The 25,982-nt window shown below is 70.1% G+C and carries 23 protein-coding genes and 1 pseudogene; 7 read left to right on the top strand and 17 right to left on the bottom strand.

What is annotated here, in order from left to right:
* Window positions 1-31: 31 nt before the first annotated feature.
* Genes ACZ3ZD_RS08415 through ACZ3ZD_RS08395 form a run of 5 tightly spaced genes read right to left on the bottom strand, consistent with a single transcriptional unit; the run spans window position 32 to window position 4,713 of the window.
* Window positions 32-511, bottom strand: a complete 480-nt coding sequence (locus ACZ3ZD_RS08415) for a hydrogenase maturation protease (RefSeq protein WP_467394909.1) — start codon at window positions 509-511, stop codon at window positions 32-34.
* Window positions 508-1,854 (bottom strand): Ni/Fe hydrogenase subunit alpha, encoded by a 1,347-nt coding sequence (locus tag ACZ3ZD_RS08410; protein ID WP_467394907.1) that lies wholly within the window; start codon window positions 1,852-1,854, stop codon window positions 508-510. The genes ACZ3ZD_RS08415 and ACZ3ZD_RS08410 overlap by 4 nt, the downstream gene beginning before the upstream one ends.
* 24 nt (window positions 1,855-1,878) lie before the next feature.
* Complete coding sequence (locus ACZ3ZD_RS08405) at window positions 1,879-2,727, bottom strand: NADH-quinone oxidoreductase subunit B family protein (protein WP_467394905.1); 849 nt, start codon at window positions 2,725-2,727, stop codon at window positions 1,879-1,881.
* A gap of 1 nt (window position 2,728) precedes the next feature.
* A complete protein-coding gene (locus tag ACZ3ZD_RS08400) occupies window positions 2,729-3,547 on the bottom strand; it encodes an FAD/NAD(P)-binding protein (protein ID WP_467394903.1) in 819 nt (272 codons plus the stop codon).
* Window positions 3,544-4,713 (bottom strand): 4Fe-4S dicluster domain-containing protein, encoded by a 1,170-nt coding sequence (locus ACZ3ZD_RS08395; RefSeq protein WP_467394901.1) that lies wholly within the window; start codon window positions 4,711-4,713, stop codon window positions 3,544-3,546. Before ACZ3ZD_RS08395 ends, ACZ3ZD_RS08400 begins: the two co-directional genes overlap by 4 nt.
* Before the next feature lie 1,374 nt (window positions 4,714-6,087).
* Here ACZ3ZD_RS08395 and ACZ3ZD_RS08390 point away from each other — a divergent pair.
* The gene (locus ACZ3ZD_RS08390; RefSeq protein ID WP_467394899.1) at window positions 6,088-6,264 is read left to right on the top strand and encodes a hypothetical protein; all 177 of its coding nucleotides are present in this window, start codon (window positions 6,088-6,090) and stop codon (window positions 6,262-6,264) included.
* A 174-nt stretch (window positions 6,265-6,438) separates the two neighbouring features.
* Here the strand turns inward: ACZ3ZD_RS08390 and ACZ3ZD_RS08385 are convergent, their stop codons facing one another.
* The 7 genes and pseudogenes from ACZ3ZD_RS08385 to ACZ3ZD_RS08355 form a co-directional block, all read right to left on the bottom strand.
* Window positions 6,439-6,798 (bottom strand): DUF2254 family protein, encoded by a 360-nt coding sequence (locus ACZ3ZD_RS08385; protein ID WP_467394897.1) that lies wholly within the window; start codon window positions 6,796-6,798, stop codon window positions 6,439-6,441.
* Window positions 6,799-7,272: 474 nt separating this feature from the next.
* A complete protein-coding gene (locus tag ACZ3ZD_RS08380; RefSeq protein WP_467394895.1) occupies window positions 7,273-8,532 on the bottom strand; it encodes a cation:proton antiporter domain-containing protein in 1,260 nt (419 codons plus the stop codon).
* Between the two features lie 412 nt (window positions 8,533-8,944).
* Window positions 8,945-9,628 carry an HdeD family acid-resistance protein gene (locus ACZ3ZD_RS08375; protein ID WP_467395322.1) on the bottom strand — a complete coding sequence of 228 codons (684 nt, stop codon included), beginning with the start codon at window positions 9,626-9,628 and terminating at the stop codon, window positions 8,945-8,947.
* Window positions 9,629-9,820: 192 nt separating this feature from the next.
* Window positions 9,821-10,054 (bottom strand): annotated as a pseudogene (locus ACZ3ZD_RS08370) (DUF202 domain-containing protein); the annotation flags it as partial.
* 159 nt (window positions 10,055-10,213) lie between these two features.
* Window positions 10,214-10,519: a hypothetical protein gene (locus ACZ3ZD_RS08365; protein WP_467394893.1), complete on the bottom strand. Its 306-nt coding sequence runs from the start codon at window positions 10,517-10,519 to the stop codon at window positions 10,214-10,216.
* Between the two features lie 231 nt (window positions 10,520-10,750).
* Window positions 10,751-11,788 (bottom strand): alcohol dehydrogenase catalytic domain-containing protein, encoded by a 1,038-nt coding sequence (locus ACZ3ZD_RS08360; RefSeq protein ID WP_467394891.1) that lies wholly within the window; start codon window positions 11,786-11,788, stop codon window positions 10,751-10,753.
* Between the two features lie 75 nt (window positions 11,789-11,863).
* Window positions 11,864-13,339, bottom strand: coding sequence for a bifunctional aminoglycoside phosphotransferase/ATP-binding protein (locus ACZ3ZD_RS08355; RefSeq protein WP_467395321.1), 1,476 nt, complete (start codon window positions 13,337-13,339; stop codon window positions 11,864-11,866).
* A 418-nt stretch (window positions 13,340-13,757) separates the two neighbouring features.
* Here ACZ3ZD_RS08355 and ACZ3ZD_RS08350 point away from each other — a divergent pair, with 418 nt between their 5' ends.
* Complete coding sequence (locus ACZ3ZD_RS08350) at window positions 13,758-14,576, top strand: universal stress protein (RefSeq protein WP_467394889.1); 819 nt, start codon at window positions 13,758-13,760, stop codon at window positions 14,574-14,576.
* Between the two features lie 250 nt (window positions 14,577-14,826).
* Here ACZ3ZD_RS08350 and ACZ3ZD_RS08345 read toward each other — a convergent pair whose 3' ends face one another.
* Window positions 14,827-15,501: a CBS domain-containing protein gene (locus ACZ3ZD_RS08345; RefSeq protein WP_467394887.1), complete on the bottom strand. Its 675-nt coding sequence runs from the start codon at window positions 15,499-15,501 to the stop codon at window positions 14,827-14,829.
* Between the two features lie 119 nt (window positions 15,502-15,620).
* Here ACZ3ZD_RS08345 and ACZ3ZD_RS08340 point away from each other — a divergent pair, with 119 nt between their 5' ends.
* Window positions 15,621-16,541: a DUF1918 domain-containing protein gene (locus ACZ3ZD_RS08340; protein WP_467394885.1), complete on the top strand. Its 921-nt coding sequence runs from the start codon at window positions 15,621-15,623 to the stop codon at window positions 16,539-16,541.
* A 51-nt stretch (window positions 16,542-16,592) separates the two neighbouring features.
* Here the strand turns inward: ACZ3ZD_RS08340 and ACZ3ZD_RS08335 are convergent, their stop codons facing one another.
* Window positions 16,593-17,273 carry a CBS domain-containing protein gene (locus tag ACZ3ZD_RS08335; protein WP_467394883.1) on the bottom strand — a complete coding sequence of 227 codons (681 nt, stop codon included), beginning with the start codon at window positions 17,271-17,273 and terminating at the stop codon, window positions 16,593-16,595.
* A gap of 190 nt (window positions 17,274-17,463) precedes the next feature.
* Between ACZ3ZD_RS08335 and ACZ3ZD_RS08330 the strand changes: the two genes are divergently transcribed.
* The gene (locus tag ACZ3ZD_RS08330) at window positions 17,464-18,339 is read left to right on the top strand and encodes a universal stress protein (RefSeq protein WP_467394881.1); all 876 of its coding nucleotides are present in this window, start codon (window positions 17,464-17,466) and stop codon (window positions 18,337-18,339) included.
* A 57-nt stretch (window positions 18,340-18,396) separates the two neighbouring features.
* Window positions 18,397-20,826: a glycoside hydrolase family 65 protein gene (locus ACZ3ZD_RS08325; protein ID WP_467394880.1), complete on the top strand. Its 2,430-nt coding sequence runs from the start codon at window positions 18,397-18,399 to the stop codon at window positions 20,824-20,826.
* A 163-nt stretch (window positions 20,827-20,989) separates the two neighbouring features.
* Here the strand turns inward: ACZ3ZD_RS08325 and ACZ3ZD_RS08320 are convergent, their stop codons facing one another.
* Window positions 20,990-21,628, bottom strand: a complete 639-nt coding sequence (locus tag ACZ3ZD_RS08320; RefSeq protein ID WP_356157456.1) for a response regulator transcription factor — start codon at window positions 21,626-21,628, stop codon at window positions 20,990-20,992.
* Window positions 21,625-22,845, bottom strand: a complete 1,221-nt coding sequence (locus tag ACZ3ZD_RS08315) for a sensor histidine kinase (protein ID WP_467394877.1) — start codon at window positions 22,843-22,845, stop codon at window positions 21,625-21,627. The genes ACZ3ZD_RS08320 and ACZ3ZD_RS08315 overlap by 4 nt, the downstream gene beginning before the upstream one ends.
* A gap of 178 nt (window positions 22,846-23,023) precedes the next feature.
* Between ACZ3ZD_RS08315 and ACZ3ZD_RS08310 the strand changes: the two genes are divergently transcribed.
* Together ACZ3ZD_RS08310 and ACZ3ZD_RS08305 are read left to right on the top strand one after the other, a co-directional pair.
* Window positions 23,024-24,112 (top strand): ABC transporter permease, encoded by a 1,089-nt coding sequence (locus tag ACZ3ZD_RS08310; RefSeq protein WP_467394875.1) that lies wholly within the window; start codon window positions 23,024-23,026, stop codon window positions 24,110-24,112.
* A complete protein-coding gene (locus ACZ3ZD_RS08305; RefSeq protein WP_467394873.1) occupies window positions 24,109-24,792 on the top strand; it encodes an ABC transporter ATP-binding protein in 684 nt (227 codons plus the stop codon). Before ACZ3ZD_RS08310 ends, ACZ3ZD_RS08305 begins: the two co-directional genes overlap by 4 nt.
* 83 nt (window positions 24,793-24,875) lie before the next feature.
* Here ACZ3ZD_RS08305 and ACZ3ZD_RS08300 read toward each other — a convergent pair whose 3' ends face one another.
* Window positions 24,876-25,406 carry a TspO/MBR family protein gene (locus ACZ3ZD_RS08300; RefSeq protein WP_467394871.1) on the bottom strand — a complete coding sequence of 177 codons (531 nt, stop codon included), beginning with the start codon at window positions 25,404-25,406 and terminating at the stop codon, window positions 24,876-24,878.
* Between the last annotated feature and the right edge of the window lie 576 nt (window positions 25,407-25,982).

The following is a 25,982-nucleotide window of genomic DNA, read 5'->3' as shown; positions in this document are numbered from 1 at the left end:
ATCGGCCCCGCGCTGGAGGACCATCGGCCCCCTAATCCTCGTGGTTCGGGCCGTGTGCCCGCCGAACGGATGCGACGACACGGTCGACCAGGTCGGGGAGCGCCGACCGCACCGCTTCACTCAGGGGCGCGCCGAGTTCGACGTCCGCCACCTCCACTGCGTGCACCACGAGCCTCTGCGGCAGCTGCCCGAGTGCCTCCGCCAGGGCGAGGCACTCTGCGAGGCCGAGCGCATGGGTGCTCGCAGTAGCCGCTGTCCCGGAGGCCGCGTCCGCCGCCGTGAGGGTGTGCAGCTCCCCGGGCCGGGCCGGCTGTGCGCGGAGGGCTTCCACGACGATCACCGTGTCCGCGCCGCGCCACAGATCGAGCATGCGTGCGGGTTCGCCGTCGCTGACCGTGAGGACGGTTCCATCCGGGACGCGCCCCCGCAACGCCTCCACCGCGGCCGGACCGACGCCGTCGTCACCGCGCAGGGGATTGCCCACGCCGATCACCACGACCCGGCCGCTCATGTGCGCTCTACGGTCACGTCGAGGAAGTGGGCGGCGCAGGAGATGCAGGGGTCGTGGTTGCGGATGGCCCGTTCGCACAGATGGGTGAGCTCCTCGTCGTCAGCGGCGGGCCCGGCTGTCTCCAGGCGCGCCTGGACCGCCTTGCGCACGTCCTCCTCGATGGCCGTCTGGTTCTGGGCCGTGGGCGGGATGATGCGGGCCTCGGTGACCGTGCCGTCCTCGGCGAGGGTGTAGCGGTGGTACAGCAGTCCCCGAGGCGCCTCGGTGGCCCCGGTGCCGGAAGCCTGGCGCGGCGGGACCTCGACGGCCGGCCGGGGAGGTCGTTCGTATCCGCCGATGATCCGCAGGGCTTCCTCGATGGCCTGCACCACTTCCACGGCGCGTACGACGATGCTGCGGAAGGGGTTGTCGCAGACGGCGCCGGTCAACGGGTCGCCCAGGCCGGCGTCGCGCGCCGCCTCGGCGGCCACGGGGTGGAGCCAACGGCCGTTGATGGCGTAGCGGGCGAGCGGCCCGGTCAGGTAGCGGCGGCCGTCGAGTGCGGCCGTGCGAGCCGTGGAGTGCGGTACCTGCCCTTCCTGGACGTGCTGTTCGAAGTCGCCCAGGGGGAACTCGCGCAGCGCCGGGCCTTGGCCTCGAGCGGCCATGACCGCCGGTGCTCCGGAGTCGATCGCGTAGCGGCCCGGGTCGCGCAGTGCGAACAGGTCGTGGTCGCACACGGCTTCGGGGAAGTCGAACGCCGCCGCCCAGCGGACGGTTTCCAGCGCGTCATCCCGGGCCTGCCGCAGCCGTTCGGCCAACGGACGCAGTTCTTCCCGTTCCGGAGTCCGGTAGAAGCCGCCGACCCGGACGTTGACCGGATGGATGGGGCGGCCGCCGAGCTGTTCGACGATCGCGTTGCCGGCCTGTTTGAGCCTCAGACCGCGTTCGACGACGGCTCGCTGGTCGCGGGCGAGCTCCACGACGTCGGCACGCCCCAGGAAGTCCGGGGCATGCAGCAGGTAGATGTGCAGAGTGTGGCTCTCGATCCATTCGCCGCAGTACAGCAGGCGCCGGAGTTCCGCGAGGGGGCCGTCCACCGTGACCCCGAAGGCGTTCTCGATCGCCCGGCAGGCGCTCATCTGGTAGGCGACCGGGCAGATACCGCAGATCCGGGCGGTGATGTCGGGAGGCTCGGTGTGGCCGCGGCCGGTCAGGAAGGCCTCGAAGAAACGCGGCGGTTCGTAGATGCGCAGCCGCGTCTCGGCGACCGTGTCACCCTCGACGCGTAGGTGGAGGGCTGCCTCGCCCTCCACCCTGGCCAGCGCGTCCAGCCGCAGGACGCGGTTTCCGCGATCGTTCATGCGCGCCTTCCGGGCGGGGGTCCGTCAGGCCGGAGGGCTCTGCTGCTCCTCGGCCCCGAGGTCGGGTACGGGGGCATATTCCGGCGACGCGGCGTTGAAGGCGCGGAAGACACGCTGGATGTCCCGCTCACTCATCCCGTCGTGGCGCAGCTGCGCGATCATGGAGCGCAGATTGGGCTTGCCCGACGGTCCGAAGCAGCCGTAGCAGCCTCGTCCGTAGGCGGGGCAGATGGCACCGCAGCCGGCGTGTGTGACCGGGCCGAGACAGGGGGTGCCGTGGGCCACGGTGATGCAGGTGGTGCCGCGCCTCTTGCACTCGAAGCAGACGCTGTGGTTCGAGATCTGGGGTTTGCGACCGGCCAGGTAGGCGTTGATGACTTCGAGCAGCTGGCGGCGGTCGATGGGGCACCCGCGCAGTTCGAAGTCGACCGGCACGTGGGCCGAGATCGGTGTCGAGGTCTCCAGGGTGGCGATGTACTCCGGCTGTGCGTAGACGGCGGCGAGGAAGTCGTCGACGTCGGCGAAGTTGCGCAGTGCCTGGACGCCGCCCGCGGTGGCGCAGGCTCCGATGGTCACCAGGTACCTCGAGATGCGGCGGACGTGCTGGATCCGCTCGGCGTCCTCGGCGGTGGTGATCGACCCCTCGACCAGGGACAGGTCGTAGGGCCCACGGCCCTCCAGTCGCGCACGCTCCCGGTCGGCGCCCTCGGCCGGTGTCATCTCCACGAAGTGGTCGATCCGGACGCGTTCGGTGAGGCCGAGGAGTTCGTCCTCACAGTCCAGGAGGGTCAGCTGACAGCCGTCGCACGAGGCGAACTTCCACACCGCGAGTGTCGGCCGTGTACGAATGACCGGGCCGAGGTCGGTGACCATGTCACAACTCCCTCACGAGGAGCAGATCTGCCACGCGGTCGTAGCCGACGACCGGGCCGTCCCGGCAGAGCAGGAGCGGGCCGAGCTGGCAGTGGCCGCAGTGGCCGGTGGCGCAGTGCATGTTCCGTTCCAGGGACACCTGGACGCGGTGCGGGGCCAGCCCGCGGGTCACGAGATCGCGTGCGGTGTGCCGCATCATCACCTCGGGTCCGCACACCAGTGCGCAGGTCCGTTCGGGACGCAGGTCGAGTCGGTCGAGGAGGGTGGTGACCACGCCAACCGCGCCCTGCCAGCCCGGACCGGGGCGGTCGACGGTCACCTCGACCTGGGCCGGCCCGCGCCAGCTCTCGATCTCGTCCTGGAAGACAAGGTCGGCGGAGGTGCGGGCGCCCACCAGGACGGTGAGCCGTCCATACTCCGCCGGCCGGTCCAGGACCGTGTGCACGACCGGCCGCAGCGGAGCCAGCCCGATGCCGCCGGCGACCACCAGTACGTCGTGTCCGGCTGCCGCTTCGAGGTCCCAGCCGGTGCCGTACGGCCCGCTGAGTCCGACGCTGTCACCCGGGCGCAGCCGGTACAGGGCGCTCGAGACCGCGCCCACCGCGCGCACGGTGTGCACAAGACCCCCGTGGTAGCCGCGCAGGGCACTGGCCGAGATGGGCACCTCACCGACCCCGAACGCGTAGACCATCGCGAACTGCCCCGGCGAGAAGGGCCCGAGTGCCTCCCCGGTTGGTACCAGCTCGATCGACCGGGTGTCGGCGGTCTCGGCCCAGGTGGCGGCGACGCGATAGGGCAGCGGGAGCGGCACGGTGGTCATCCCCCCTTCGGCTCCGCTGCCGTCCAGTCGTGCAGGGCAGCCGCTTCCTCTGTGATGTCGATACCGACCGGACACCACACGATGCAGCGCCCGCAGCCCACGCAGCCCGACGAGCCGAACTGGTCGTACCAGGTACCGAGTTTGTGGGTCATCCACTGGCGGTAGCGGCTGCGCGAGGAGGCGCGGACCGGACCGCCGTGCAGCTGGGAGAAGTCGAGGTCGAAGCAGGAGTCCCACAACCGCCACCGCTCGGCGTGGTCACCGGTGAGGTCCGTGACGTCCTCGGTGGTGGTGCAGAAGCAGGTGGGGCACACCATGGTGCAGTTGCCGCACGTCAGGCACCGCCCGGCGACATCGTCCCAGCGGGGCGCGTCGAGCGTGCCGGCCATCAGCTCCCGCAGATCCGCCTCAGGCATGGTCCGTCCCATGCGGTCCGCGGCGGCTGTGACGGCTGCGCGAGCCGTCTCCCGGGTTTCCGGGTCGGCCGGACGGGCGGGCAGTTCAGCCAGGATCTCCGCGCCTTCCGGGCTGCCGCTGCGGACCCAGAAGCGGTGGCCGTCCTCGTCAACCACCTCGGTCATCACCAGGTCGTAGCCGGGACCGGCAGCGGGCCCGGTGCCCATGGAGACGCAGAAGCACGTGGCACCGGGCTCCGTGCACTCGACCACGATCAGCAGGGCCTCGGAGCGCCGCCCCTCGTAGGTGGGATCGCGGTACGCGCCGCCGGTCAGTACCCGGTCCTGGATGGCGATGGCCCGCAGATCGCAGGGGCGCACACCCAGGAAGGCGTACCGCGGGGGCGCGGCCTGGTCGGCGGTGAGGACCAGATCCCCCTCCACCCGTTCGGCGCTCCACTCCCGCACCCGCGCCGGATGCAGGAAGGACTTCCAGGACTGGGGACCCGCCGCGTTCGCGAAGGCCGCGCCGTCCGACCGCTCCCGCAGGCGGTACCGCCCCGCCTCCAGCTCCACGCCCCATCCGTACGGCAGCTCGTCGGCCGACAGCAGCTCCGCCAGCACGATCGCGCCGTCCCGCACCGTGGGTCCGACCACGGTGAATCCGCGCCGGACCAGCACGTCCACGAGCGCGCCCATGCCGTCCTTGCCCATGACGAGCCCGTCGGACGCGGGCGGCCGGGGGGTGTTCACATCGGCGTCGGCGCTCATGACCGACCTCCTTCAGCACTCGGGGAGAGCGCGGGGGGCCTTACCGTCCTTCCACCACGATCGCAGCATTTCCAGTACTGCGGCGCGTCGACAGTGCCATGAGGGCAAGCGTGCGGGGACCTTTGGCCTCCTCGGCCCCAGCCGCGCCGACAGCCGTGGCCTGGGCGGACGTCGGGGGCCGGTCCGAGCGGTCCCCGCTCTTCAAAGGGCAGCGGTGGCGAGCTCGCGCCGGCGACAGAAATGGCCGGCACTGCCGTCGGGACGACAGTGATCATGGACCGGGCCTTCCCCCGGTGTCGCACTGTGTGGAAGGCCTACACGCATGCTGAGCACCCTTGCTGATCACAGTTCGCGCCTTCGTCGCCGCGAAGCCCATGGAGGTCCTGCCCAGCGGAACCGACTGGGGTGGTCGACTACCAGATCGACCAGGGCAAGATCATCAGGCTGTTGACCGACCGGCTGGAATTCGCGGCCTGGCCGGCCGACCCTGTTGAACGCGGCGAGGTCGAATCCGCCTACCGGCGGCTAAAGGCCTTTCAGCGAACCAGGGTCGAGGTGCTGCGTTCGGTGTCACCGGAACTGGTGACGGAGATCCGGGCCCACCCGGCTCTCCGTCGCTGTCCGAACCGGATCATCTTGCGGCTGGCCGACGGCGAGGGTCCTTTTACCGACGCTTCCTCCATGTCAACGCACTGGGCAACGGTCCGCATCCCGCTGCAGCGCCTGCATCTCGCTGCGGGCCCTCGAGCACACACGGCGCAGCATCGTGCTCCAGACAGACCGGTTGCGCCGCCGCCAAGCAAGGGCAGCGGCCCATGGCCGGCAAATGCCCGGAGGGAGGCGGGACCCCACGTCATTAGGCCGATCGGCCCAGGGAGCGGATACTACTGGCCCACGACTTGGGTCAGTCGTACCTTGCTGCCGGCTCGGCCAAGGGCAAGACTCGTCTATGCGGCGGTGCCGTAGCACGGGGTACTCCCCCTCCGGCAGAGCCGGCCCACAGTGGGCGGTGGTGACAGTGCCTGCCCGCCGAAGCATTCGGACTGCACTGGTCAGCCGGAGATGCGGAGTACTTCTCAGACCATGCGGCACGCCCGAACCGCGTCGCACATGATTCATCTTTTCGGCGCGGCCATCGGTCTCGTGCGCGTTCCCAGATGCGCGAGGCTCTGGAGCGAAAGGTACGACCCATGCGAGCACAGAGAACCAAGCGCCTTTTCGCGGCTTCCGCGGCCGGCATCCTGATGGCGGGCGGCGCTGCGATCGGCGCGGCCGGGACGGCTACAGCGGCCACCCCGGCTCACGTCTCGTCCTACTCCCACCACTTCAACAGCGACTGCGATGACGACTGGTGGGACAACGGTTGTGACAACCATGGCGATCACGGTGGTTACGACAACGGTGGACACTACAACGACGGTGACCACGGTGGATACGGCCACGGTGGAGACCACGGTAACGGCGACGGCCATGGCGGGGGCAATGGTGGCGGCCACGGTGACGGCGGCGGCCATGGTGGGGGCCATGGTGGCCACTGATCTGGCCCATTGAAAGCGGGGTGGGCGTCCTCGTAAGCGGATCGCCCACCCCGCGGAGGTCATGACCGCCACCGGATGCGGGGCTTCCCGGGCGGTTCGGCCAGCGATAGAGGGTCCACGCCCTGCGAATGAGGCTACGGATGGATGATCGCGGTGGTGAGGGCAATGAAGATGGACACATCGGGGCTCAACGTCTGTCGCTCGGGCGGCGGCCCAGCGCACGCCTCTGCGAGCTATGAGCGATTGACGCCACGCTGGGAAGGGGCGGAGTCCGGAGTCCCTGCCGTAGTGGTGAATTCCATCCCGGTGGTGGCCGGCAGCACATAGTCCGGCCATTCCAAGTCGGGACGAAGAGGTGGGGCTCAGCTTCGGCGTCGGCGAACACCGAGGGACCCGGTGGCAGTTCTGCAAGCCGTATCAGCAGTCCTCGATCTGGTCCAGTGGCCTGGACAGCCGTGGTCGGGCCGTTGATGCCGGGCGACAGCGCCTTGATGGCGATGTCGGGCGGACGGAATACGCGGGGTCCACCTCCACGAGCGACGCGCACCGGCCCTCGTGACGGACGACCTGGACGTCGTCGGTCGCTGCGAGCGGCGGCCGCAACCCGGCCGCTGCCTGTTGGTGAAACGAGGCCGCCGCTCCGAGCCCGGCCGAACCGACTGTGCGAACCAGGCTGGCGACGCGCAGCCTGCCGGGGAGCCGGTCGATCAGGGCCAGGAACGCGATCTCTTGATCAGCTGTGCGGAGAACGCCGTCGTACCGAAGGAGATGGCCAACACCCCCGCGGAGAACACGAAGCCGGTGAAGGCGATCATGCCGCTGGCCGAGGGGACAAGGTGGTCCGCACACTGTCCGGGTCCCAGGTGATTCCGAGGTCCTGCCGCACGGCCCGGTCGACGGCGGGCACGGCAAAGGCCAGACCTAGTCCGTCGGCCACGAACGCCAACGGCACTGCCCAGGCCCTCTGCTCCGGCCACCACTTGATGCGGAGCCTGCGCACCGGCATACGTCACCTTCTCCGTCACGCGACCCCGCCGTCCCCCGCGGGATCGCCGGGCGCGCTCGGGGTGGCGAGGGTTTCTGCGGACACGTCCGGCCGGCAGAGCCGGACCCCCAACCGGGCTGTGAGACTGTGCCACACGATGCTCAGGGTCACCGTGACCACCACGGCCTGCGTCATCAGCGTCGTCTGCTGGGTCTTGTTCTCCTGCAGGACGATCAGGCCGAGCACGAGGGTGGCGATGCCGCGGGGGCCGAACCAGCCCATGAACAAGGTGATCCTGCCCGTCATTCCGCTGCCGGCCATCGCCGCCGCGATGGCAGTGACGCGTACGGCGGTCAGGGCCAGGGCCGCGAACAGCCATACGCGCCAATCGGCGTGCCGCACGGCCGGTACGACGGAGACCGCGCCGAAGAGGGCGAAGACGACGAGTTCCAGGAGCTCACCGGTCGCTTCGGACACGTTCGTGACCGTCGGCCCTTTCCCACCCGGCGGCACCACCGCGGCGTAGGCCAGACCGCCGGCGAAAGCGGCGACGAAGCCGCTTCCATGGAACTGCTCAGCCGCGCCGAAACAGGAGACCGGGAGCGCGAGGCTCGCCAACTGGGCCCAGGTATCGGTCATCCACTGCCGCGCCCTCGCGACGGACACGGCTTTGCCGCCGATCAGACCGACGCAGAGCCCGACGGCCATGGAGACGTGCACGGTCCGGAAAGCAAACCACACCCACTGGCCGGCCGAGGGCTGGACGTGATCGTAGGCAACGGCCAGGGCCGTCAGCAGCGCGGCCAGCGCGATCCCGTCGCACAGCCCGCTCTCCACCGAAAGCCCCTCACGTACGGGGCCGGGGACCCGTGGATGCATGAGGACCCCCTCGATCAACGCCGCCTCGGTGGGCGCCACGATGATCGCAAGGCACACGGCCTCCCAGAACGGCAGTGCGGGCAGGATCAGCAACGCCACGACCGTGCCGAGTGCCACCGTCAGCGGCGTCCCGATCCCCAGCAGACGCCGGCCCAGCGCCCTGCGGCGCAGCACCGCGTGCAGACCGAGCTGGGATGCCTGGTTGAACAGGCTCAGCGTCAGAGCGAGCTCCGCGACCGTCCTGAACCCCGCACGGTCCATACGCACCTGTACCCAGCCCAGGGCGTGCTGGCCGAGAAGCAGGCCAAGGCCGAGGAAGACCAGCGCGGGCGACAGCCAGGACCGCGCGACCCGCGCGGAGACCATGGAGTAGCACAGCACCATCATCGTGAGGATGAAGACGGTCTCTGCGTTCATCTGCCGGCCCCGCCTCAGGTTCTCCAAGGATGGCCCCTTGGCGCGCAACGGTGAGTTTCGGAGTGCCACCACTACGCTGGGAAATCGGGCGACGGCCGACTCCCCTGCCATGACGGTTCCTCACCGGCCGGAATCGCCGCAGTAGGTGTGCCGCTGGGACGACACCGGCTCTGCCGCGGACGTCTGTCGACCTCCGCACCAGCCAATGTGCACGCTTGACGTCTGGCGGGAGACAAGGCCCGGGCGTCGTCACCCGTCAGAGCCGCTTACCGGCCGTTCCTGATCCGGCGACGAACACGGCTGCTGCCGTGCCGACGGGCCCCAGGCTCCGCTCAGCCGCACAGATCTTCCTGCCGGGTTCCACCACGGACCCCGGGCACCCACGCCGGGCACGTCGGCTCGACGCGGGAGGTCAGTGCTGTGAGTGGGGATGTGCATGGAACAGAGACCGCCGCTGCCTGGTGGAGGGGCCCTGGACCAGACGGCCCGCCTCGACGCGCAGTCGGATGGCGTGGAACACCTCGACCGTGCCAAGGACGATCGCCATGACGCCCGCGACGAGGGTGAGGGTGGCGATCGAGCCGAACGGCGCGACGATGATCACGATGCCTGCCAGCATCGTGATGATTCCCAGGAACAGCTGCCAGCCCCGTGCCGGCATGTCCGGGGACGACCCCGCGGCAGCCGTCATCGTGATGCCGCGCAACAGCCAGCCGAAACCGATCCAGAGGGCGAGCAGCAGGATCGATTGCAGGGGGCCCCGGAAGCAGACAAGCCCGAGCAGTACACAGAGTGCGCCTGTGATGAAGTGCAGCGCCCGCAGATGCCCTGGTACGTGAGTGCCGAAAGCCGCGGCTACCTGGAAGACACCGCTGACCAGCAGAAAGACGCCGAAGAGGACGCCGACGACCCGCAGCGTCTCACTCGGCCACGCCAGGACGACCGCGCCCAGAGCAATCGAGGCCAGACCGATGGTGAACAGGGCCTGCCAGCCGAGATTCGCCACGGCACTCAGAACTTCCGCACCAGAGGGGTCTTTCCGAGGCTGGGCTTCGGGTGGCGTGCTGCCACCGGGGGCTTCAGAAGGGAATGTCATGCCGTCCACCTCCTCTTTATCACAACACAGATAGTTTGACGTGGCATCACCGCTGGATACACAAAGCCACTCGGCCGTCGGATCACGACCAGGACTGCGATCAAAGCAAGAAGCGTGACGACACTGGCCGTGATGACCGCTCCAAAAAGCCGCGGGAGCGAAGTCACCGACGTCCAACTGCCGTCGGACGACCTGGTAACGCCAGGTTCCGTAAACGGAGACCAGTAGTCCGGCCAAGAGGAGAATGAAGCCGGCGGCGACCGCATGGACACCTCGATGGCCAGTGAGTTCAGCCCCCGCGATCCCGAGGGCGGCCACGCTGACACCCGTACGCAGCCATGCCAAGCAAGTGCGTTCATCGGCCAATTGATCGCGTGCAAGGCTGCCGGTGCTGGGTCGGGTGGCGTCCTGTGCGTTGGGGTGCATCCAGCCTCCCCGGAAGGCTTGGCTCTGGTGGTAACACCCGTTCCTCGAGTCTAGAGTCGTTTCTGTGTCGTCGCGCGTCACAGCAGACGCCAGGCAGCCGTCGCGCCCCGCAGGCCCCCTTCTCGCCGGCCTGACAAATGGACCGGTGGGCGCGGTGGTTCAGCCGGCGTCGTCCAGGAGCAGGCCCAGCTGGATGTCCAGCCACGCCTGCTCCTGGCGCCACGTCTGGACCGCGCTGACGAGCTGCCTGCTCAGAGCCTCGAGCGTGAGGGACCGCCATCGATGGCCGGCCAGGAACGTCATCAGTACGGCCTTGCGCTCCTCGGTACTGGTGAAGCCGGGCCGGTGGACGTCCATGCTGTCCATGGCCGCCACCGCGCGGCGGCAGAGTGCCTCGGGGCGGAGCGACTGCCAGGCATAGGGCGCCAGTGCGTCACGAACCGCGGCCACACGGACGTCGTCCACGGCAACCAGCACACCATCCCGCCCATCCCCTTCACGCCCTGAAGAGGCGACCCGTTCGCCAGTCGCCTCAGGGTAGACACGCGGCCCGTCGAATCCAGAGCCTGCTGGAAGGACCGCACCACCGCGCGCAGGACCTGGCCCGCATCTGCGCGCTGCCGGCCTCGATCAGGGCCCGGTACCGGTCGACAGGGTCCACACCTGCAACGACCGGGTTTCGCATGACAGATCTCGTCAAGGGGACCACTCGCGATGCAGGACGACTTTGAGGGCTCCCGTGCTGGGGCCACGCGCGAACACCTCGTAGGCGTCCTGCATGCGGTCGAAGCCGAAGGTGTGGGTGACCAGCCGGGAGACGGGCAGATGCCCGAACCTCATCAGCTCCAGCAGCCACGGGGTGGAAGAGGTGTCCACCTGGCCGGTGCTGATCGTCACGTTCTTGCGCCACAGGGACTCCAGGTGGAGCGTTGCCGGCTTGCCGTGCGTGCCGATGTTGGCGATGTGCCCTCCTGTGCGAACGGCGCGCGTGCACAGCACGAAGCCGTCCGGATCGCCCGACGCCTCTATGACCACGTCTGCGCCCGGCCCCTCGGACAGGTCGCCGATCATCTTCCCCGGCGATTCGGCGGCATCGGCCCCCACCCGGGCGGCGGTCCTGAGGCGAGCGTCGGCCAGATCCACGACGATGATCCTGCGCGGCGAGTACATGCGCGCCAGAATCACGGCGGCCAGTCCGACGGGACCCGCGCCCACCACGACGACGGTGTCTCCCGGGCCGACATGTCCGTTCCGCACTCCGACCTCGTAGGCGGTGGGCAGGAGTTCGGCGAGCAGGACCGCGTCATCCAGCGCGAGGTCGTAGGGTCGCCGGGTGGTGGAGTGGTCGGCGAACGGCACGCGCACCAACTCGGCCTGGGTGCCGTTGATCAGATGGCCCAGGATCCATCCGCCTCCGCCGCGGCACTGCCCGTACCTGGCATCGCGACACTCCAGGCAGTCACCGCAGGCCGAGACGGACGACAGGATCACCTGATCACCGGAACGCAGGTGATGGACCTGGCCACCGGTCTCCACGACCTCGCCGACGGCTTCGTGGCCGAGAACCGTCCCCGGCTTCACCTCGGGGAAGTCTCCCCGTCGGATGTGCAGATCAGTGCCGCACACGGTGGTGGCGTCGACGCGCACGATCGCGTCGGTCGCCTCCTCGATCACAGGGTCCGGAACGGTGTCCCAGGAGATCTGTGCAGGGCCGTGGTAAACGAGCGCTCGCACCGACGTCACTCCTCGCTCCCCCACCTCCACGGTCACCCCCGCGGGGCCCCCGGGCAACATGGCCGCCCGTGCAGCTCAGTCCGGTTCCATGTACGGGCGACGGAAGACCGGGGCCTGAGCGTTGCGCCACGGGCGTACCGCCGTCAGAGCCCGGGCGACGGCGGATTCCAGGGCGCCACTGGTGTCGACCGGGACGGCTTCAGGCCACGGCGGTTCCTTCGCGGCCATGGCGCCGGCGATCCCGGCGTCGGCGTCGGAGGCGCCGGGGGCGCGCGTGCTCAGGCGGGCTGCGGACACGTCGGTCGGCACATGGCAGTGCAGGGCCACCAGGTCGGCGTTCGCGCGTTCGGCCACCTGCACCGCCGCCTCACGCTGGACGGGATCGGACCAGGTGGCGTCGAGGACGACGGACTCGCCGGAGGACAGCAGCACGGCTGCGCGGTCGAGAAGGCAGGCGTACGTCCTGGCCGTCCACTCGGGCGTGTACAGCCCTTCGCCGTAGCCGGCCGCGGCGGACTGCTCCGCCGGGATGCCCGCCAGTTCCTTGCGGATGCGGTCGCTGCTGAGCAGGGTGACCCCCAGCCGGTCGGCCAGCGCTCCGGCGAGTGTGGACTTCCCGCTGCCCGGCAGTCCGCCGACGAGCGTGAGGCCGACGGTGGAGGTGCGCAGGTGGCGCAGTGCCATGGCGGCAAGGCTCCGGGACGCTGCGTCCGCGCCGGGCGCTCCCTGGCGGGCTTGGATCACCGAGACTTTGGCACGGACGAAGGCTCGGTAGGCGATGTAGTGGTGCCACAGGGAGGGGGGCGCGGGATCCGCGGAGTACTCGCCGTACCTGGCGAGGAAGTACGCCGCGGCGTCCGGGAAGCCGAGCCGTTCGAGGTCCATGGCCAGGAAGGCGGCGTCGTCCAGGCCGTCGACGTAGCGGAGGCGGTCGTCGAACTCCAGGCAGTCCAGGACGCGGGGGCCGTCGTCGAGGCAGAAGACGTCCTCGGCGAGGAGGTCGCCGTGGCCGTCGACCACCCGCCCCTGCTCGATGCGGCTGTCGAACAGCCGCTTGCGGCCGGCGAGATAGCGGTGCACCAGCCGCTCGATCTCCGTCGCGTGCTCGGGCACGGCTCCCTCCGCGGCCAGCGCGTGCAGCTGGGAGAAGCTCGCCTGCCATCGTGCCGACAGCGCGTCTCGCGTGCCCTGTTCGTCCACGTCGCGGCCTCGGGGTGCGGCCGCATGCCACGCCGCCAGCTGCCGGGCGACGGTCCGAAGGACGTCGTCCACGGCAGCACCTGCCCGTACGAGATGGGAGAGGCGGCGGTCCTCCGGCATGCGTCGCATGACCACGACCGGTTCAGGCGCCTCCGCATCCGGGGCACGGAACCCCCCCAAGCCCACGTAGACGTCGGGAGCGAACCGGCGGTTGAGGGTGACTTCGCGCTCGCACGCGGCCCGGCGTGCCTCGACCGTGGTGTAGTCCAGGAAACCCAGATCGACCGGCTTCTTGGCCTTGTAGGCCCGATCGCCGACGAAGAACAACGTCGCTGTGTGGGTCTCGCACACCCCGGCGCGCGGGGTCGGCTCGCTGTCGTGCCTGGCGGCCGACTGCAGCGCCGACGCGTCGGCCCGAGAAGCGCGGAGGCCGGGCTCGGTCATGAGGAACGGCGACAGGCGAGCGCCCGTGGTGCGCGGCGTCCTCGTCCGTGCGGTGGCGGCTCAGCGGGCATCGGCCAGGTTCGCGGACGTGCCATGAGGCCTGCGGTGACTCCTGCTGGTGGCATGGCGACGGCCTCCGTCTCGTAAGAAGCTGGAGGGGGCGGCGGACGAGTCCGGCCGGATGCACGGACCGCGCGTCACCTGCATACCGGGCGCGAGGCGTATCTCCCCCTTTGAGGATCCCCTGTGCTTCACCGTGGCGCATGCGGGGGCCGTGGCGGAGCGGCCGGAGACGTGGAATCCGGCACGAGAGGAGACGGGCGCGGTGACGATTCCCCTGGTGGTGGGCGTCGACGGATCCGAGGCGAGTCTGGAGGCGCTCGACTGGGCCGCCGCCGAGGCCGCCCGGCACGGGGTCCCGCTCCATCTGCTGCACGCGGCGGCCGGAGAGCTGGAAGCGTCCCACGTGATCAGCGCCGCCTCCGCGCGCGCCCAGAAGTACGCTCCAGCGGTCCGGTTGTCGAGCGAGGTCTCGAACGAAGACGCGGCTTCGGCTCTGGTCGGGAAGGGCCGCAATGCCTTCGCGCTGGTTCTGGGGTCCAGGGGACTCGGAGATCTCGAGGGCATGCTCCTGGGTTCGGTCAGCCTCGCCGTCGCGGCACGTGCCGACTGTCCGGTCGTCGTGGTGCGCGGCTCCCCGGAGCATCGAGCTGGTCGGTTCGGAAACGTGGTCGTGGGCATCGAGGACGGAGAAGGCAGCGGTACGGCCGTCGACTTCGCGTTGCGCGAGGCGCACGTACGAGGCTGCCCACTCGTCGCGGTGCACGCCTGGAGTGCACCGTCCGGTGCTTGTACGATCCCACAGGCCCCGTCGTGGTTCCTGGAAGCCCACCGGCGCCCGCCGGCGCAGGTCCTCGACGATGCTCTGCGCCACCCCGCTGAGCGGTATCGGGACTCGGCGGTGAGCCGAAGACTCATCGACAAACCGGCTCGCTCAGCGCTGCTGGAAGCCGCGTCGGCGGCGGATCTGGTGGTCGTCGGCGCCCGTCGACGACTTGGACACCCAGGCCTGCAGCTTGGCCTGACCAACCACGCACTACTGCATCACGCACCGTGTCCCGTCGCCGTCGTCCCTCAGATGTGAACGCCCCACCACGACGGGAACGGGACGCAGTCGGCTTCCAGGGACGGTCGCCGGTTGGATGGGGACTTTCGGCCCCGTGGCCGACGCGCGCCGGAGTCTGATCGTGGAAAGACCAGGGGACCGCCCAGTTGCCGACTGGATGCCACCCACCCCCGGTTGCCAGCCGTCTCACCGTCCGTTGCGGTCGCCTGGAGTGCCGCTGCTCGCACTCAGCGCCCCGCTTGAACTCCACGACTGACGGCGGCCCGACTCAGGTGTCGGTGGACGCCATCCGGGAGTCGTCCTTCTTGTAGGCGAGATTCCCGGAGACCGACACCACGCCGTCGACGCCACGGCACAACTGCTCGACGACGGGGATCAGACTCCGGTACATGACGGTGCCGGCGAGGGTCACCCGCCCGTCGCGCACCTCCGCACTCACGTCCCGTGGATCGAGTCCCAAGGTTCGCCGCAACAGGTCGCCGGTGATCTCCTCACGGATGGCCTCGTCACGGCGGAGGAAGACCCGCAGCAGATCGCCGCGGCTCACGATGCCGAGGAGCCGGTCCGTCTCGTCCACCACGGGCAGTCGTTTGACGTTATGGGTCTCCATGAGGCGGGCGGCCTCGACCACGGTCCACTCCGGACGTGCGCACACCGCGGGAGCGGACATCAGTTCCTCGGCGCGGGAGCCCTCGGCCTTGGCCCGTTCCCAGGCCTCCAGGTGCGGGATGGGTGTCCTGCCCGAGGGGTCGGCCTGGTCGGCGCTCTTGCGCAGCAGGTCGGCCTCGGACACCACGCCCAGAGGACGGTCCAGCTCGTCCACCACGGGCACGGCGGTGACGCCGTTCTCCTCCAGCAGTCTGACGAGCTCCTTGAACGGCGTGTCACGCCGTGCCCGGACGACGTCCCGGCTCATGAGCTCCTCGACCGTTCGGTGGTGCATGTCGCCTCCCGGAAACGGGCCGCCCACCTCGCGGAGACGCGGCAGCCGCCGTCTCGTGCGGCGGTGTGGTCCGCGTGGCAGGTTGGATACAGCACCATTCTGAGGAGAGGGCGGCGATCATGCGAGCTCACCTTGGCGATCAACTCGTCGTCGAAAGTCCGGCGACCGGCGCGGCCAGGCGCGACGGCGAAATCGTCGGACTCCACCACGAGGACGGAACACCTCCCTACGATGTGCGCTGGTCGGACACGGATGAAGTGACGCTCGTGTTTCCCGGGCCCGATGCCCACATCCACCATCTCGAACATGAACACGCAGGGGCCGCGCGTGAGCCGCTGCCAGACACACACGAGACGGAGAGCGTGTTCACCGCTCCGCGGTCGGCCCGAGGCGCCAATCCCGGCGACATCGGGCGGCGTGTGGGAGTCGAACGCCGTCGGCAGGGGCTGAGCCTGGTAGAAGCGGCACGCCGTGCCATGATGTCGCCCGACTACCTCGCCTACCTGGAGGAGCAGCCCTCCGACCCGAGTCTGGCGACTCTCATCCGGCTGGCCGACGCGCTGGGCACGACGGTCGCCGCACTGCGTGGCGGAGGCATGGATCTTCCACCCGGTCAGGGACATGCGTTGCTCCACCCCCGGCTGCGGAACCTGGCCCCGGAGGAGTGCCGCACCCTGCTGTCCACGCACGGCGTGGGGCGCGTCGCGATGTCGGCAGCCGACGGCCACCCAGTGGTCGTCCCGGTCAACTACGAGATCGTCGACGACGCCATCGTCTTCCGGACCGCGCCCGACTCCGTGGCGGCCTCGGCGGCGGGGACGGAGGTCGCCTTCGAGGTCGACCACGTGGACGACGCCATGAGCCAGGGCTGGAGCGTGCTCGCCGTCGGCTCCGCGAGCGTGGTGACGGAGCCGGAGGCCGTGCGCAAGCTCACCCAGCACGCGCACACCACCCCCTGGGCCGGCGGTGAGCGCGAGACGTGGGTGTCGATCCGGCCCACGAGCCTGACGGGCCGTCGAATCACTCCGGCTGATCAGTAGACAGCCACCCAGGTGAACCGGAGTGCCCCTGGTGCCCGCGGCGCACGGGGGTCATTCCGCCGGGCAGGGGCCGACCGGGCTCGGTTCCTCTCCACCCAGTAGCGGCTCGACACCCACCACGCCCTCCAGCCCGCGGACGAGGCGCTCGGCGACCCAGATGAGCGAAGTGTCGTGGACGGGCCCGCGGAGCGTGACGATCCCGTCCCGCACGGACACGTGGATGGCGTGAGCGTGCAGGGGAAACAGGTAGGACACCACCGTGCGGCGGACCTCCTCCTCGATGTCCTCGTCGGACCGCAGGAACACCTTCAGCAGGTCGCCACGGCTGACGACCCCGCACAGCCGATCCGCGTCGTCGACCACCGGCAGGCGCTTGACGTGGTGCACGGCCATCAGGCGAGCCGCCTGGGCGAGGGTGTCGTCCGGCCGGACCGTGACGGCGGGCGTGCTCATCACCTCCCCGGCGGTCATGCCCTCCGCCTTGGTCAGGTCGGACCGGCGTCGGATCCGCTCGGAGCGGGTCGGCTCGCGGTTCCGGAATTCCTCCTTGGGCAGCAGATCGGCCTCGGACACGGCGCCGACGACCTTCCCCTCGCCACTGACGACCGGCACGGCACTCACGTGGCACTCGTCCATGACCTGCACGATCTCCTTGAAGTGCGCGTCGCGCCCGACGGCGACAGCGGGCGCGGTCATCACATCGCTCACGATGTGCGGTACGGCGACAGGCATGTCCTGAGTCCTCGAAGGGTTCCGGAGGTGGTTGGCTCGGCCACGCCTCCAGCATCACGGCCGGCGCACACGCCGCAAACCGGCCGGGGACCGACCAGTCCGCCTGGTGGCGTGTCGCGGCGCCGAGCAGGCAGTGCGACGGTATTCACAGGGGGCTCTCGGCCACCGGGCGGCAAAGGCGGTGACGGCGATGGACCTCCCACTGGTCGTGGGTGTCGACGGATCGGACTCCAGTCTGACGGCGGTCGACTGGGCCGTGGACGAGGCGGTACGGCACGGGCTGCCCCTTCACCTCGTCCATGCCTCCCTCTGGGAGATGTACGAGGGAGCCCAGCCGTCCTTCAGTACGCACCGCCCGGCCGAGGAGGTCATGGCCGAGCACATCGTCGCCTCCTGCATGGAACGGGCCCGCCGCCGCCACCCCGAGCTGAAGGTCTCGGGTGAGGCACTGGCCGAGGACGCCGTGTCCGCGCTGCTGCGGGCGGGCCCCGAGGCGTTCGCTCTGGTCACGGGCTCACGCGGGCGAGGCGAGATCGCCGGGATGCTCCTGGGGTCCGTAAGCCTCGCGGTTGCGGCACGCGCCGTCTGCCCGGTCGTCGTGGTCCGAGGCGCGGAACCCAGCCGCCGGGGAGCCCTTGGCCACATCGTCGTAGGCGTCGGTGACGCGGCCGGCAGCGCGGCGGCGGTACGGTTCGCCGTCCGCGAGGCCGAGGTGCGAGGCTGCGCCCTGACGGCCGTACGGGCCTGGCGCACTCCGTCGCAGGAACCCGTGGACCACATGCTGATCGCCGACGACGCTGCCAGGCTGCGCGAGGAGCGGGCTGCCACCGTCCTCGACGACGCACTGCGTGAGGCTTCACGAGAGCGCCCCCGGGTCGATGTCCGACGTCAGCCGCTCGAAGGCCCCGCCCACCGGATTCTCCTATCAGCGTCGGCCGAGGCCGACATGATCGTCGTCGGCGCCCAGCGACGACACGGACACTTCGGACTGCAGCTCGGGAGGGTGGCCCACACCCTCCTGCACCACTCGGACTGCCCGGTCGCCATCGTTCCGCAACCGGTCTGAGACACGCCGCGCATACCTGAGCTTCCAGAGCCTCGGGAGGAGAGGGAAGGGTGGCGGATGTCGGAGTGGACATGGGCATGGACGGGCTACGACCCCACCGCCGAGCAGCTGCGTGAATCGCTCTGCACGCTCGGAAACGGCTACTTCGCCACCCGGGGCGCGCTGCCCGAGCGCCGCGCCGGACTGCTGCACTACCCGGCGACCTATGTGGCCGGCTGCTACAACCGACTGGAGTCCACCGTGGCGGGGCGGCAGGTGGTGAACGAGGATCTGGTCAACCTCCCGAACTGGCTGCTTGTCCGATTCCGTCTGCGCCGAGCCACCGGAGCGTGGGGCCCGTGGCTCTTCCCCGGCACGCACACCCTCCTGGACCACAGGCACACCCTGGACCTGCGCCGCGGCACGCTCACCCGGGCCTCCCGTTACCGGTTGGACAACGGGGGCGTGCTCAGGGTCGAACAGATCCGCTTGGTGCACATGGAGGATCCGCACCTGGCAGCCCTGCGCACGGTCATCACGGCCGAGGACTGGTCAGGTGAGATCGAGGTCGAAAGCTCGATCGACGGCGAGGTGATCAACGGCAACGTGCACCGGTACCGCGCCCTCAACCGCCACCATGTCACCCACGTGCGCACCGGCGCCCACGAACCCCACACGGTCTGGCTGACCTGCCGGACCAGCACGTCGGACCTCTCCGTCGCCCTGGCCGCCCGGACGAGGATCAACGCCGGCGGGGCTCCGGCCTCGTCGGCGCTTCGTCCGTCCCGCCGACGCGCGGTCCACCGTCTGATGATTCCTGTCTCGCCGGGTCTACGCGTCACGGTGGACAAGACCGTGGCGCTCCACACCTCGCGGGACACGGCGATCAGTGACCCGCTCGGCGAAGCGGTCGACCGGGTGACCACAGCGGCGGGCTTCCCCGCCCTTCTGGACTCCCATGGTGCCGCGTGGGAACGGCTGTGGCGGCGCGCGGACATCCAGGTACCCGGCGAAGCCGGCCGCATCCTGCGCTTCCACCTCTTCCACGTACTGCAGACGCTGTCGCCCCACACCGCGGACCTGGACGTGGGAGTTCCCGCCCGGGGCCTGCACGGGGAGGCGTACCGGGGTCACGTCTTCTGGGACGAGCTGTTCGTTCTCCCGTACCTCAACCTGCACTTCCCGGAAGTCTCCCGGTCCCTGCTGAACTACCGCTGTCGGCGCCTCACGCGGGCCTGCCGAGCCGCGTCCGCGACCGGAGGGTCCGGGGCGATGTACCCGTGGCAGAGCGGCAGCGACGGCCGCGAGGAATCCCAGGAATGGCATCTGAACCCCGCCTCGGGCCGCTGGCTGCCCGACCACTCCCACCTCCAGCACCACGTGGGCTCGGCGATCGCCTACAACGTCTGGCAGTACTGCGAGGCAACCGGCGACACCGAGTACCTCCACACCAGGGGCGCGGAGATGCTGCTGCAGATCGCCCGCTTCTGGGCGGACCTCGCCATCCACGACCCCGACACGGACCGCTACCGGATCCGCGGGGTCGTCGGCCCCGACGAGTACCACGACGGCTACCCCGGGGCCGCCCTGCCGGGACTGGACGACAACGCCTACACCAACGTCACCGCCACCTGGGTCCTCACCCGCACCCTGGAACTCGTGCGGCGCCTTCCCTCGTGGCGCCGCGAGGAACTGTTCGACCGGCTCCGGCTGAACACCGACGAGCTGCCCAAGTGGGAGGAGGTCTCCCGCCGCTTGCGAGTGCCGTTCCACCAGGGGGTCATCAGCCAGTTCGAGGGCTACGACGACCTCGCGGAGCTGGACTGGGACGCCTACCGTGCGCGCTACCGGACCATCCGCCGGCTGGACCGGATCCTGGAGGCCGAGGGCGACTCGGTGAACCGCTACAAGGCGTCCAAGCAGGCGGACGTCCTGATGCTCGGCTACCTCTTCTCGCCCTCGGAACTGCGGGCTGTGTTCCGGCGTCTCGGGTACGACCTGGACGACGACCTCTGGCGCAGGACCGTCGACTACTACCTGCAGCGCACCAGCCACGGATCCACGCTCAGCGAACTCGTCCACGGCCTGGTCCTCGCCAGAGCCAGACGGGCCGAGGCGTGGCAGTACGTCCACGAGGCCCTGGAGGCCGACATCGCCGACATCCAGGGCGGCACCACAGGGGAAGGCATCCACCTCGGGGCCATGGCCGGGACGCTGGACCTGGTTCAGCGTGGCCTGACGGGGCTGGAGACCCGGGAGGACGCCCTGTGGCTGAACCCGGTGCCTCTTCCCGCTCTCTCCGAGTACGGGTTCACGGTGCACTACCGCGGCCACTGGGGCGTCGGCGTACGCCGCCGGAGCGGGCAGCTGGAGATCAGCGTGCCGGACTCGGACGAGTCGCCGATTCGCGTGATGCTGGCCGATCGGGCGGTGACGATCGCGCCCGGGGAAACCTGCTCCCTCGTCGTGCCGGACATCGCCCCGGACCGCTCCTCACGTCAGGCCTGACCTCGCGCCCGCGAGCTGATGAACCCTGGGTAGATGTGTTTGGCCACGGCCGACAACCGGGACGCCGAAGCCAGGGGCTTCAGCTCGGCCTACGGCGCCGAAATCTCCACCCGTATCAGGGGCCAGTGATCACGGACGGCTCCGGGTGTGGTGGGCACCCGGCTCAACGCCGGATGAGGCCGAGGTCGGTGGCTGCGGCGACGGCGGCGGTGCGGGAGTCGACGTCGAGTTTCGCGTAGATGCGGGCCAGGTGGGACTTGACGGTGCCTTCGGTGAGGTAGAGGCGTGCACCGATGGCCTGGTTGGACAGTCCGCCGGCGACCAGGGTGAGGACTTCGGTCTCGCGCCGAGTCAGGGCGGTGCCGGGGGTACGCAGGCGGTTCATCAGCCGGTCGGCGACGGTGGGTGCGAGTGTGGTGCGGCCGGCGGCTGCGGTACGTACGGCTGCGGCCAGGTCCTCGGGCGGGGCGTCTTTGAGGAGGTAGCCGGTGGCGCCGGCTTCGATGGCGGGCAGGGTGTCGGCGTCGGAGTCGTAGGTAGTGACGATCAGCACGCGGGGGGCTCCCGGGCGGGCGGTGATCTGGGCGGTGGCCTCTGCGCCGCCCATGCCCTTGCCGAACTGCAGGTCCATCAGGACGACGTCGATGTCGCCTTCGGCGGCACGGGTGACGGCGTCCTCGGCGGTGGCGGCTTCGGCCATGACGACGAGGCCGGGTTCGGTTTCCAGCACGGCGCGCAGCCCGGCCCGCACGACGGGGTGGTCGTCGGCCAGGAGCAGGCGGATGGGGGTGTCGTCGGTCACGGATGGGCCTTGGGCTTGGTGTCGGCTGGCGGAGTGAGGGGCAGACGGGCGGCCAGGGCGGTGCCGTGGCCGGGGGTGGATTTGATGGTGAGGGTGCCGCCGAGGGCCTGGGCGCGGGCGCGCATGGCGGCCAGCCCGAAGCCGCCGGTCTCGGGGTCGGGGGCGGGCAGCCGGACGGCGTCGAAGCCGCAACCGTCGTCCTCGATGTCGAGGGCGACATGGTCGCCGAGGTAGCCGAGGGTGACGTCGGCGGTGGTGGCTTCGGCGTGCTGGACGGTGTTCGCCAGGGCGGACTGGGCGATGCGCAGCAGCGCGACCTCGTGTGCGGTGGTGAGCTGGGTGGGGGTGCCGGTGAGCTGGAAGTGTGCGGTGATCCGGTGCCGGGCGGAGGTGGTGGTGCACAGGCGTTCCAGGGCGCCGGCCAGGGTGGTGCCGTCCAGGGTGGGCGGGGTGAGGGCGGCGACGAAGCGGCGGGCTTCGGCGAGGTTGTCGACGGCGGCCTGCCGTGCCTGGCCGACGTAGCGGGCCGCGTTCTCCGGGGCGCGGGGCAGGGCGCGGTCGGCGGCGCGCAGCAACAGCTGGATGCTGGAGAGGCCCTGGGCGAGGGTGTCGTGGATTTCGCGGGCCAGGCGGTCGCGTTCGGCGAGCACGCCGGCGGTGTGCTGGGCGGCGGCCAGGTCGGCGCGGGTGGCGGTGAGTTCCTCGATGAGCCGTCGGCGGTGTTCGCTCTCCCGGTACAGGGCCTGATATCCCCACACCACGGCGACGGCGACGGCGGCGCCGAGGGCGGGGCCGATGGCCATGGCGGGGCTGAAGGAGTGCTGGTGGGCGGCGAAGCCCGCGATGGCTGCCGCCGCCGTGGTGGCCACCGCGATCAGTCCGGCGCGGCGGGGCAGCAGGTGCAACTGGAGGAAGTACAACGGGAAGGCCACCCACACGGCGTCGGGGGTGAAAGCCAGCAGCACCAGCCAGCAGGCCGCTACGGCGGCCAGCCACAGCGCGGCGGCCCGCCGTGAGCGATGTACGCCAGGCAGCACAGGGCCGGCCGCATACGCCAGGCCGCACGCCGCTGCCGTGGCGATGATCCATCCAGCATGGGGCCGCTCGCCGGTCACGGCCCGGCCGGCGGCCAGGGCGAGCAGGCCGATGGCCAGCAGGTGCAGACACCAGGCCAGGGCCCGGGTGGTCGGGGTCAGGGCAGGGGCGGCAAGGTTCACAGTGCGTCCCAGGTTACGAAAGCCGGCGCCGGAAGGGCCTCCATCAAAAGTTAGAACCCGCGTGCCGTCTTTCGGACCGCCAAGTGCCCTCCTGCGCCAGACGCGCACGCAGGGGGCCGGCGGCGAGGGTGGAGTCATAGCTGCTTCAACCGCCGGACGGAAAGGACAGGCCACGGCCGTGTTTGTCGCCTGGAGAGACCTGAGATTCGCCAAGGGGCGCTTCGCCCTGATGGGGACCGTCATCGTACTGATCACCCTGCTGGTCGGGCTGCTGTCCGGGCTGACGGCCGGACTGGGCCAGCAGAACATCTCCGCGATCACGTCCCTGCCCGCCGACAAGATCGTCTTCCAGGCTCCCAGCGGCGGGCAAGACCTGTCGTACTCCAACTCCACCGTCACCGAACAGCAATGGAAGAAGTGGTCAAAGGCGCCCGGTGTCGAAAGCGCCGAACCGCTGGGGATCACCACGACCAAGGCCACCGCGGGTGACAGAAGCACCGGGGTCTCGGCCTTCGGCGTCAAGCCCGGTTCCCGCCTCGCCCCGGACAGCGACAAGATCACCGGCAGCTCGGTGGTGCTGTCCACCGCAGCCGCCGCCGACCTCGGCGTCGAAGCCGGCGACGTCCTGACCCTGGCGGGACGGCAGCTGGAGGTGGCCGCCGTCGCGGGCGATGCCCGCTACAGCCACACCCCGGTGATCTGGACCAGCCTGGACACCTGGCAGAAGACCGCGCCGCCCACCAGCACCGACGGCGGCCCGACCGCGACCGTCATCGCCCTGAGCACCACCTCCAGCGTCGATACGGCCGCCACCGACCATCAGGCCGGCACCAAGACGGTCTCCACCGACGACTCGCTGTCCGCGATCGGCTCCTACACCTCCGAGAACGGCTCCCTGCAGCTGATGCGCGGCTTCCTCTTCGTCATCTCCGCCCTCGTCATCGGCGCCTTCTTCACCGTCTGGACCATCCAGCGCAGCGGCGACGTCGCCGTCCTCAAGGCCCTGGGCGCCTCCACTGCCCATCTGCTCAAAGACGCCCTCGGTCAGGCAGTCGTCCTGCTCGTCGGCGGCACACTCATCGGCACCGGCATCGCCGCAGCCCTGGGCGCACTCGTGGCCGGGAGTGCCGTGCCGTTTCTCCTCACTCCCGCCACCGTCCTGATCCCAGCCGTCGTGATCATCCTCCTCGGCGCGCTCGGCGCCGCCCTGTCCATTCACCGCATCACCTCCGTCGATCCGCTGACCGCCCTGGGGAGTGTTCGATGAGCCTGACCCTGACCGACATCACCCTCACCTACCCCGACGGCGATACCCGCCTCACCGCCCTCGACCAGGTCAGCCTGGAGGTCCCCCAGGGCACCCTGACCGCCGTGGTGGGCCCGTCCGGCTCCGGCAAGTCCAGCCTCCTCGCGGTCGCCGCCACCCTGATCACCCCCGACACCGGCACCGTCACCATCGACGGCCAGCGCACCACCGGTCTCACCCGCGGCGAACTCACCGAACTACGCCGGCACAAGATCGGCATCGTCTTCCAGCAGCCCAACCTGCTGCCCTCCCTCACCGCCGCCGAACAACTCCAGGTCATGACCGAGATCGACGGCCGCAAACCCCGCATCGCACGCGACCGCGCGATGGGACTCCTCGACGCAGTCGGTCTCGCCGACCAGGCCGGCCGCCGCCCCCACCAGCTGTCCGGCGGCCAGCGCCAACGCGTCAACATCGCCCGCGCCCTGATGAACGACCCCACGGTCCTTCTGGTCGACGAACCCACCAGCGCCCTCGACCGCGAACGCGGCGGTGCCGTCCTCGACCTCATCGCCCGCCTCACCCACCAACAGGCCACCGCCACGATCCTGGTCACGCACGACCGCACTCACCTCACCGCCGTCGACCAGATCGCCGAAGTCCACGACGGACGCCTGCACCTCCCGGCCACAAACCGGTAAGGGATCGGCTTGCACGAGCCGCAGGGCCAAGCGAGCTCCGCGTACGACGACCATTCCGCAGGTTCTGACAGCCGGGCCTACCATCAGCGCTCGGAGTTCAACTGTTCCCGGTTCAGCCTGACGATCGAGGCGTTCAGCGCGGCCGCGAAGGCGCACCAGGCGGCATAGGGGGCCAGGACACACGCCGCGGTTCTGTCGGTGCGGACGACCCGGCTGATGACCTGAGCGTTGCTGAGACCGAGCAGGACGGCGTCGGCCAGTGCCGCCGTGGGGCTCCTTCGAGCGAAGAACAGCCAGTTCCATCCCGCGTTGAGCGTCAGATTCACGGCCAGACTGCTGATGAGCCGGTTCCGCTGCCGAGGGGTCGTGGTCGTTCCGAGCGCGTGCCCGGTGGCGTAGGCGATCGTGGCGTACAGCGGCGTCCACACAACCCCGAACGCCCAGGACGGCGGTTGCCACGGCGGCTTGCGCAGGGCTTTGTACCAGGTGCTCTGCGGTTCGACGGCCTTGGCACCGGCCACGGCCGCAGCCGCCACGGCAACCGTGGCCGCCCCGTAGCGCAGCCAGGATTCGGTCCGCCTGGTGCGGCCGTCAGGTCCGCTGGTCAACCTCATGTCTTCACGTGTGCCCTGGATACGCGCCCGGCCACGCGGACGGTGCGGGCGCGTGACCGGAGGACACCGCGTCAGCATGGGCGGCGTACTCTCCGAGCACAGGGCAACGCGTGCCGGCGTATGCCAGCAGGCTGCTCTGCTGGTCCGGGGAGGCCAGCGGCCACATCTGAGTTGCGTAGTGCCACGGCTCGGCCTCCTCGCTTTCCAGCAGACGATTCACCAGGTTGTCCCGCAGGGCGGGGATGGACGTCAGCTCTGGGCGCTGAGCCGCGGCGAGCGCACGCGTGCGTGTGAGTTGCGGGAGATCCGCCCAGTGTGCGGTGAAAAGGTTCAGCCAGTTGACATCGACTGCAGGGTCGACTACGGCATGCGCTCCACAACGCCCTTGAACATCTGAAGCGCACACACGTCCTGAAGTACCGGGGTGCGGACCAGGTGCCTGACGATGTGCGGTGGACACTGACTCAACCAGTCGCTGGCGTGTGAGCACCCGCAGGACATCACCTCCGCACGCGCTCTTCCGTCCCTGGAGCAGCGCCCAGGAACATCCGCTGTATTACCCTGAGGACACATCGG

The sequence above is a fragment of the Streptomyces sp. NPDC023481 genome (assembly GCF_055560195.1).
The sequence above is the reverse complement of the archived record's forward strand: the minus strand, read 5'-3'. Positions and strand labels throughout refer to the sequence as shown.

Excerpts from the sequence above, each read along its gene's own strand:
- ACZ3ZD_RS08415 (WP_467394909.1), bottom strand. The coding sequence starts at position 511 with ATGAGCGGCCGGGTCGTGGTGATCGGCGTGGGCAATCCCCTGCGCGGT.
- ACZ3ZD_RS08410 (WP_467394907.1), bottom strand. The coding sequence starts at position 1,854 with ATGAACGATCGCGGAAACCGCGTCCTGCGGCTGGACGCGCTGGCCAGG.
- ACZ3ZD_RS08405 (WP_467394905.1), bottom strand. The coding sequence starts at position 2,727 with ATGGTCACCGACCTCGGCCCGGTCATTCGTACACGGCCGACACTCGCG.
- ACZ3ZD_RS08400 (WP_467394903.1), bottom strand. The coding sequence starts at position 3,547 with ATGACCACCGTGCCGCTCCCGCTGCCCTATCGCGTCGCCGCCACCTGG.
- ACZ3ZD_RS08395 (WP_467394901.1), bottom strand. The coding sequence starts at position 4,713 with ATGAGCGCCGACGCCGATGTGAACACCCCCCGGCCGCCCGCGTCCGAC.
- ACZ3ZD_RS08390 (WP_467394899.1), top strand. The coding sequence starts at position 6,088 with ATGGCGATCACGGTGGTTACGACAACGGTGGACACTACAACGACGGTG.
- ACZ3ZD_RS08380 (WP_467394895.1), bottom strand. The coding sequence starts at position 8,532 with ATGAACGCAGAGACCGTCTTCATCCTCACGATGATGGTGCTGTGCTAC.
- ACZ3ZD_RS08375 (WP_467395322.1), bottom strand. The coding sequence starts at position 9,628 with ATGACATTCCCTTCTGAAGCCCCCGGTGGCAGCACGCCACCCGAAGCC.
- ACZ3ZD_RS08345 (WP_467394887.1), bottom strand. The coding sequence starts at position 15,501 with ATGCACCACCGAACGGTCGAGGAGCTCATGAGCCGGGACGTCGTCCGG.
- ACZ3ZD_RS08340 (WP_467394885.1), top strand. The coding sequence starts at position 15,621 with ATGCGAGCTCACCTTGGCGATCAACTCGTCGTCGAAAGTCCGGCGACC.
- ACZ3ZD_RS08335 (WP_467394883.1), bottom strand. The coding sequence starts at position 17,273 with ATGCCTGTCGCCGTACCGCACATCGTGAGCGATGTGATGACCGCGCCC.
- ACZ3ZD_RS08330 (WP_467394881.1), top strand. The coding sequence starts at position 17,464 with ATGGACCTCCCACTGGTCGTGGGTGTCGACGGATCGGACTCCAGTCTG.
- ACZ3ZD_RS08325 (WP_467394880.1), top strand. The coding sequence starts at position 18,397 with ATGTCGGAGTGGACATGGGCATGGACGGGCTACGACCCCACCGCCGAG.
- ACZ3ZD_RS08305 (WP_467394873.1), top strand. The coding sequence starts at position 24,109 with ATGAGCCTGACCCTGACCGACATCACCCTCACCTACCCCGACGGCGAT.
- ACZ3ZD_RS08300 (WP_467394871.1), bottom strand. The coding sequence starts at position 25,406 with ATGAGGTTGACCAGCGGACCTGACGGCCGCACCAGGCGGACCGAATCC.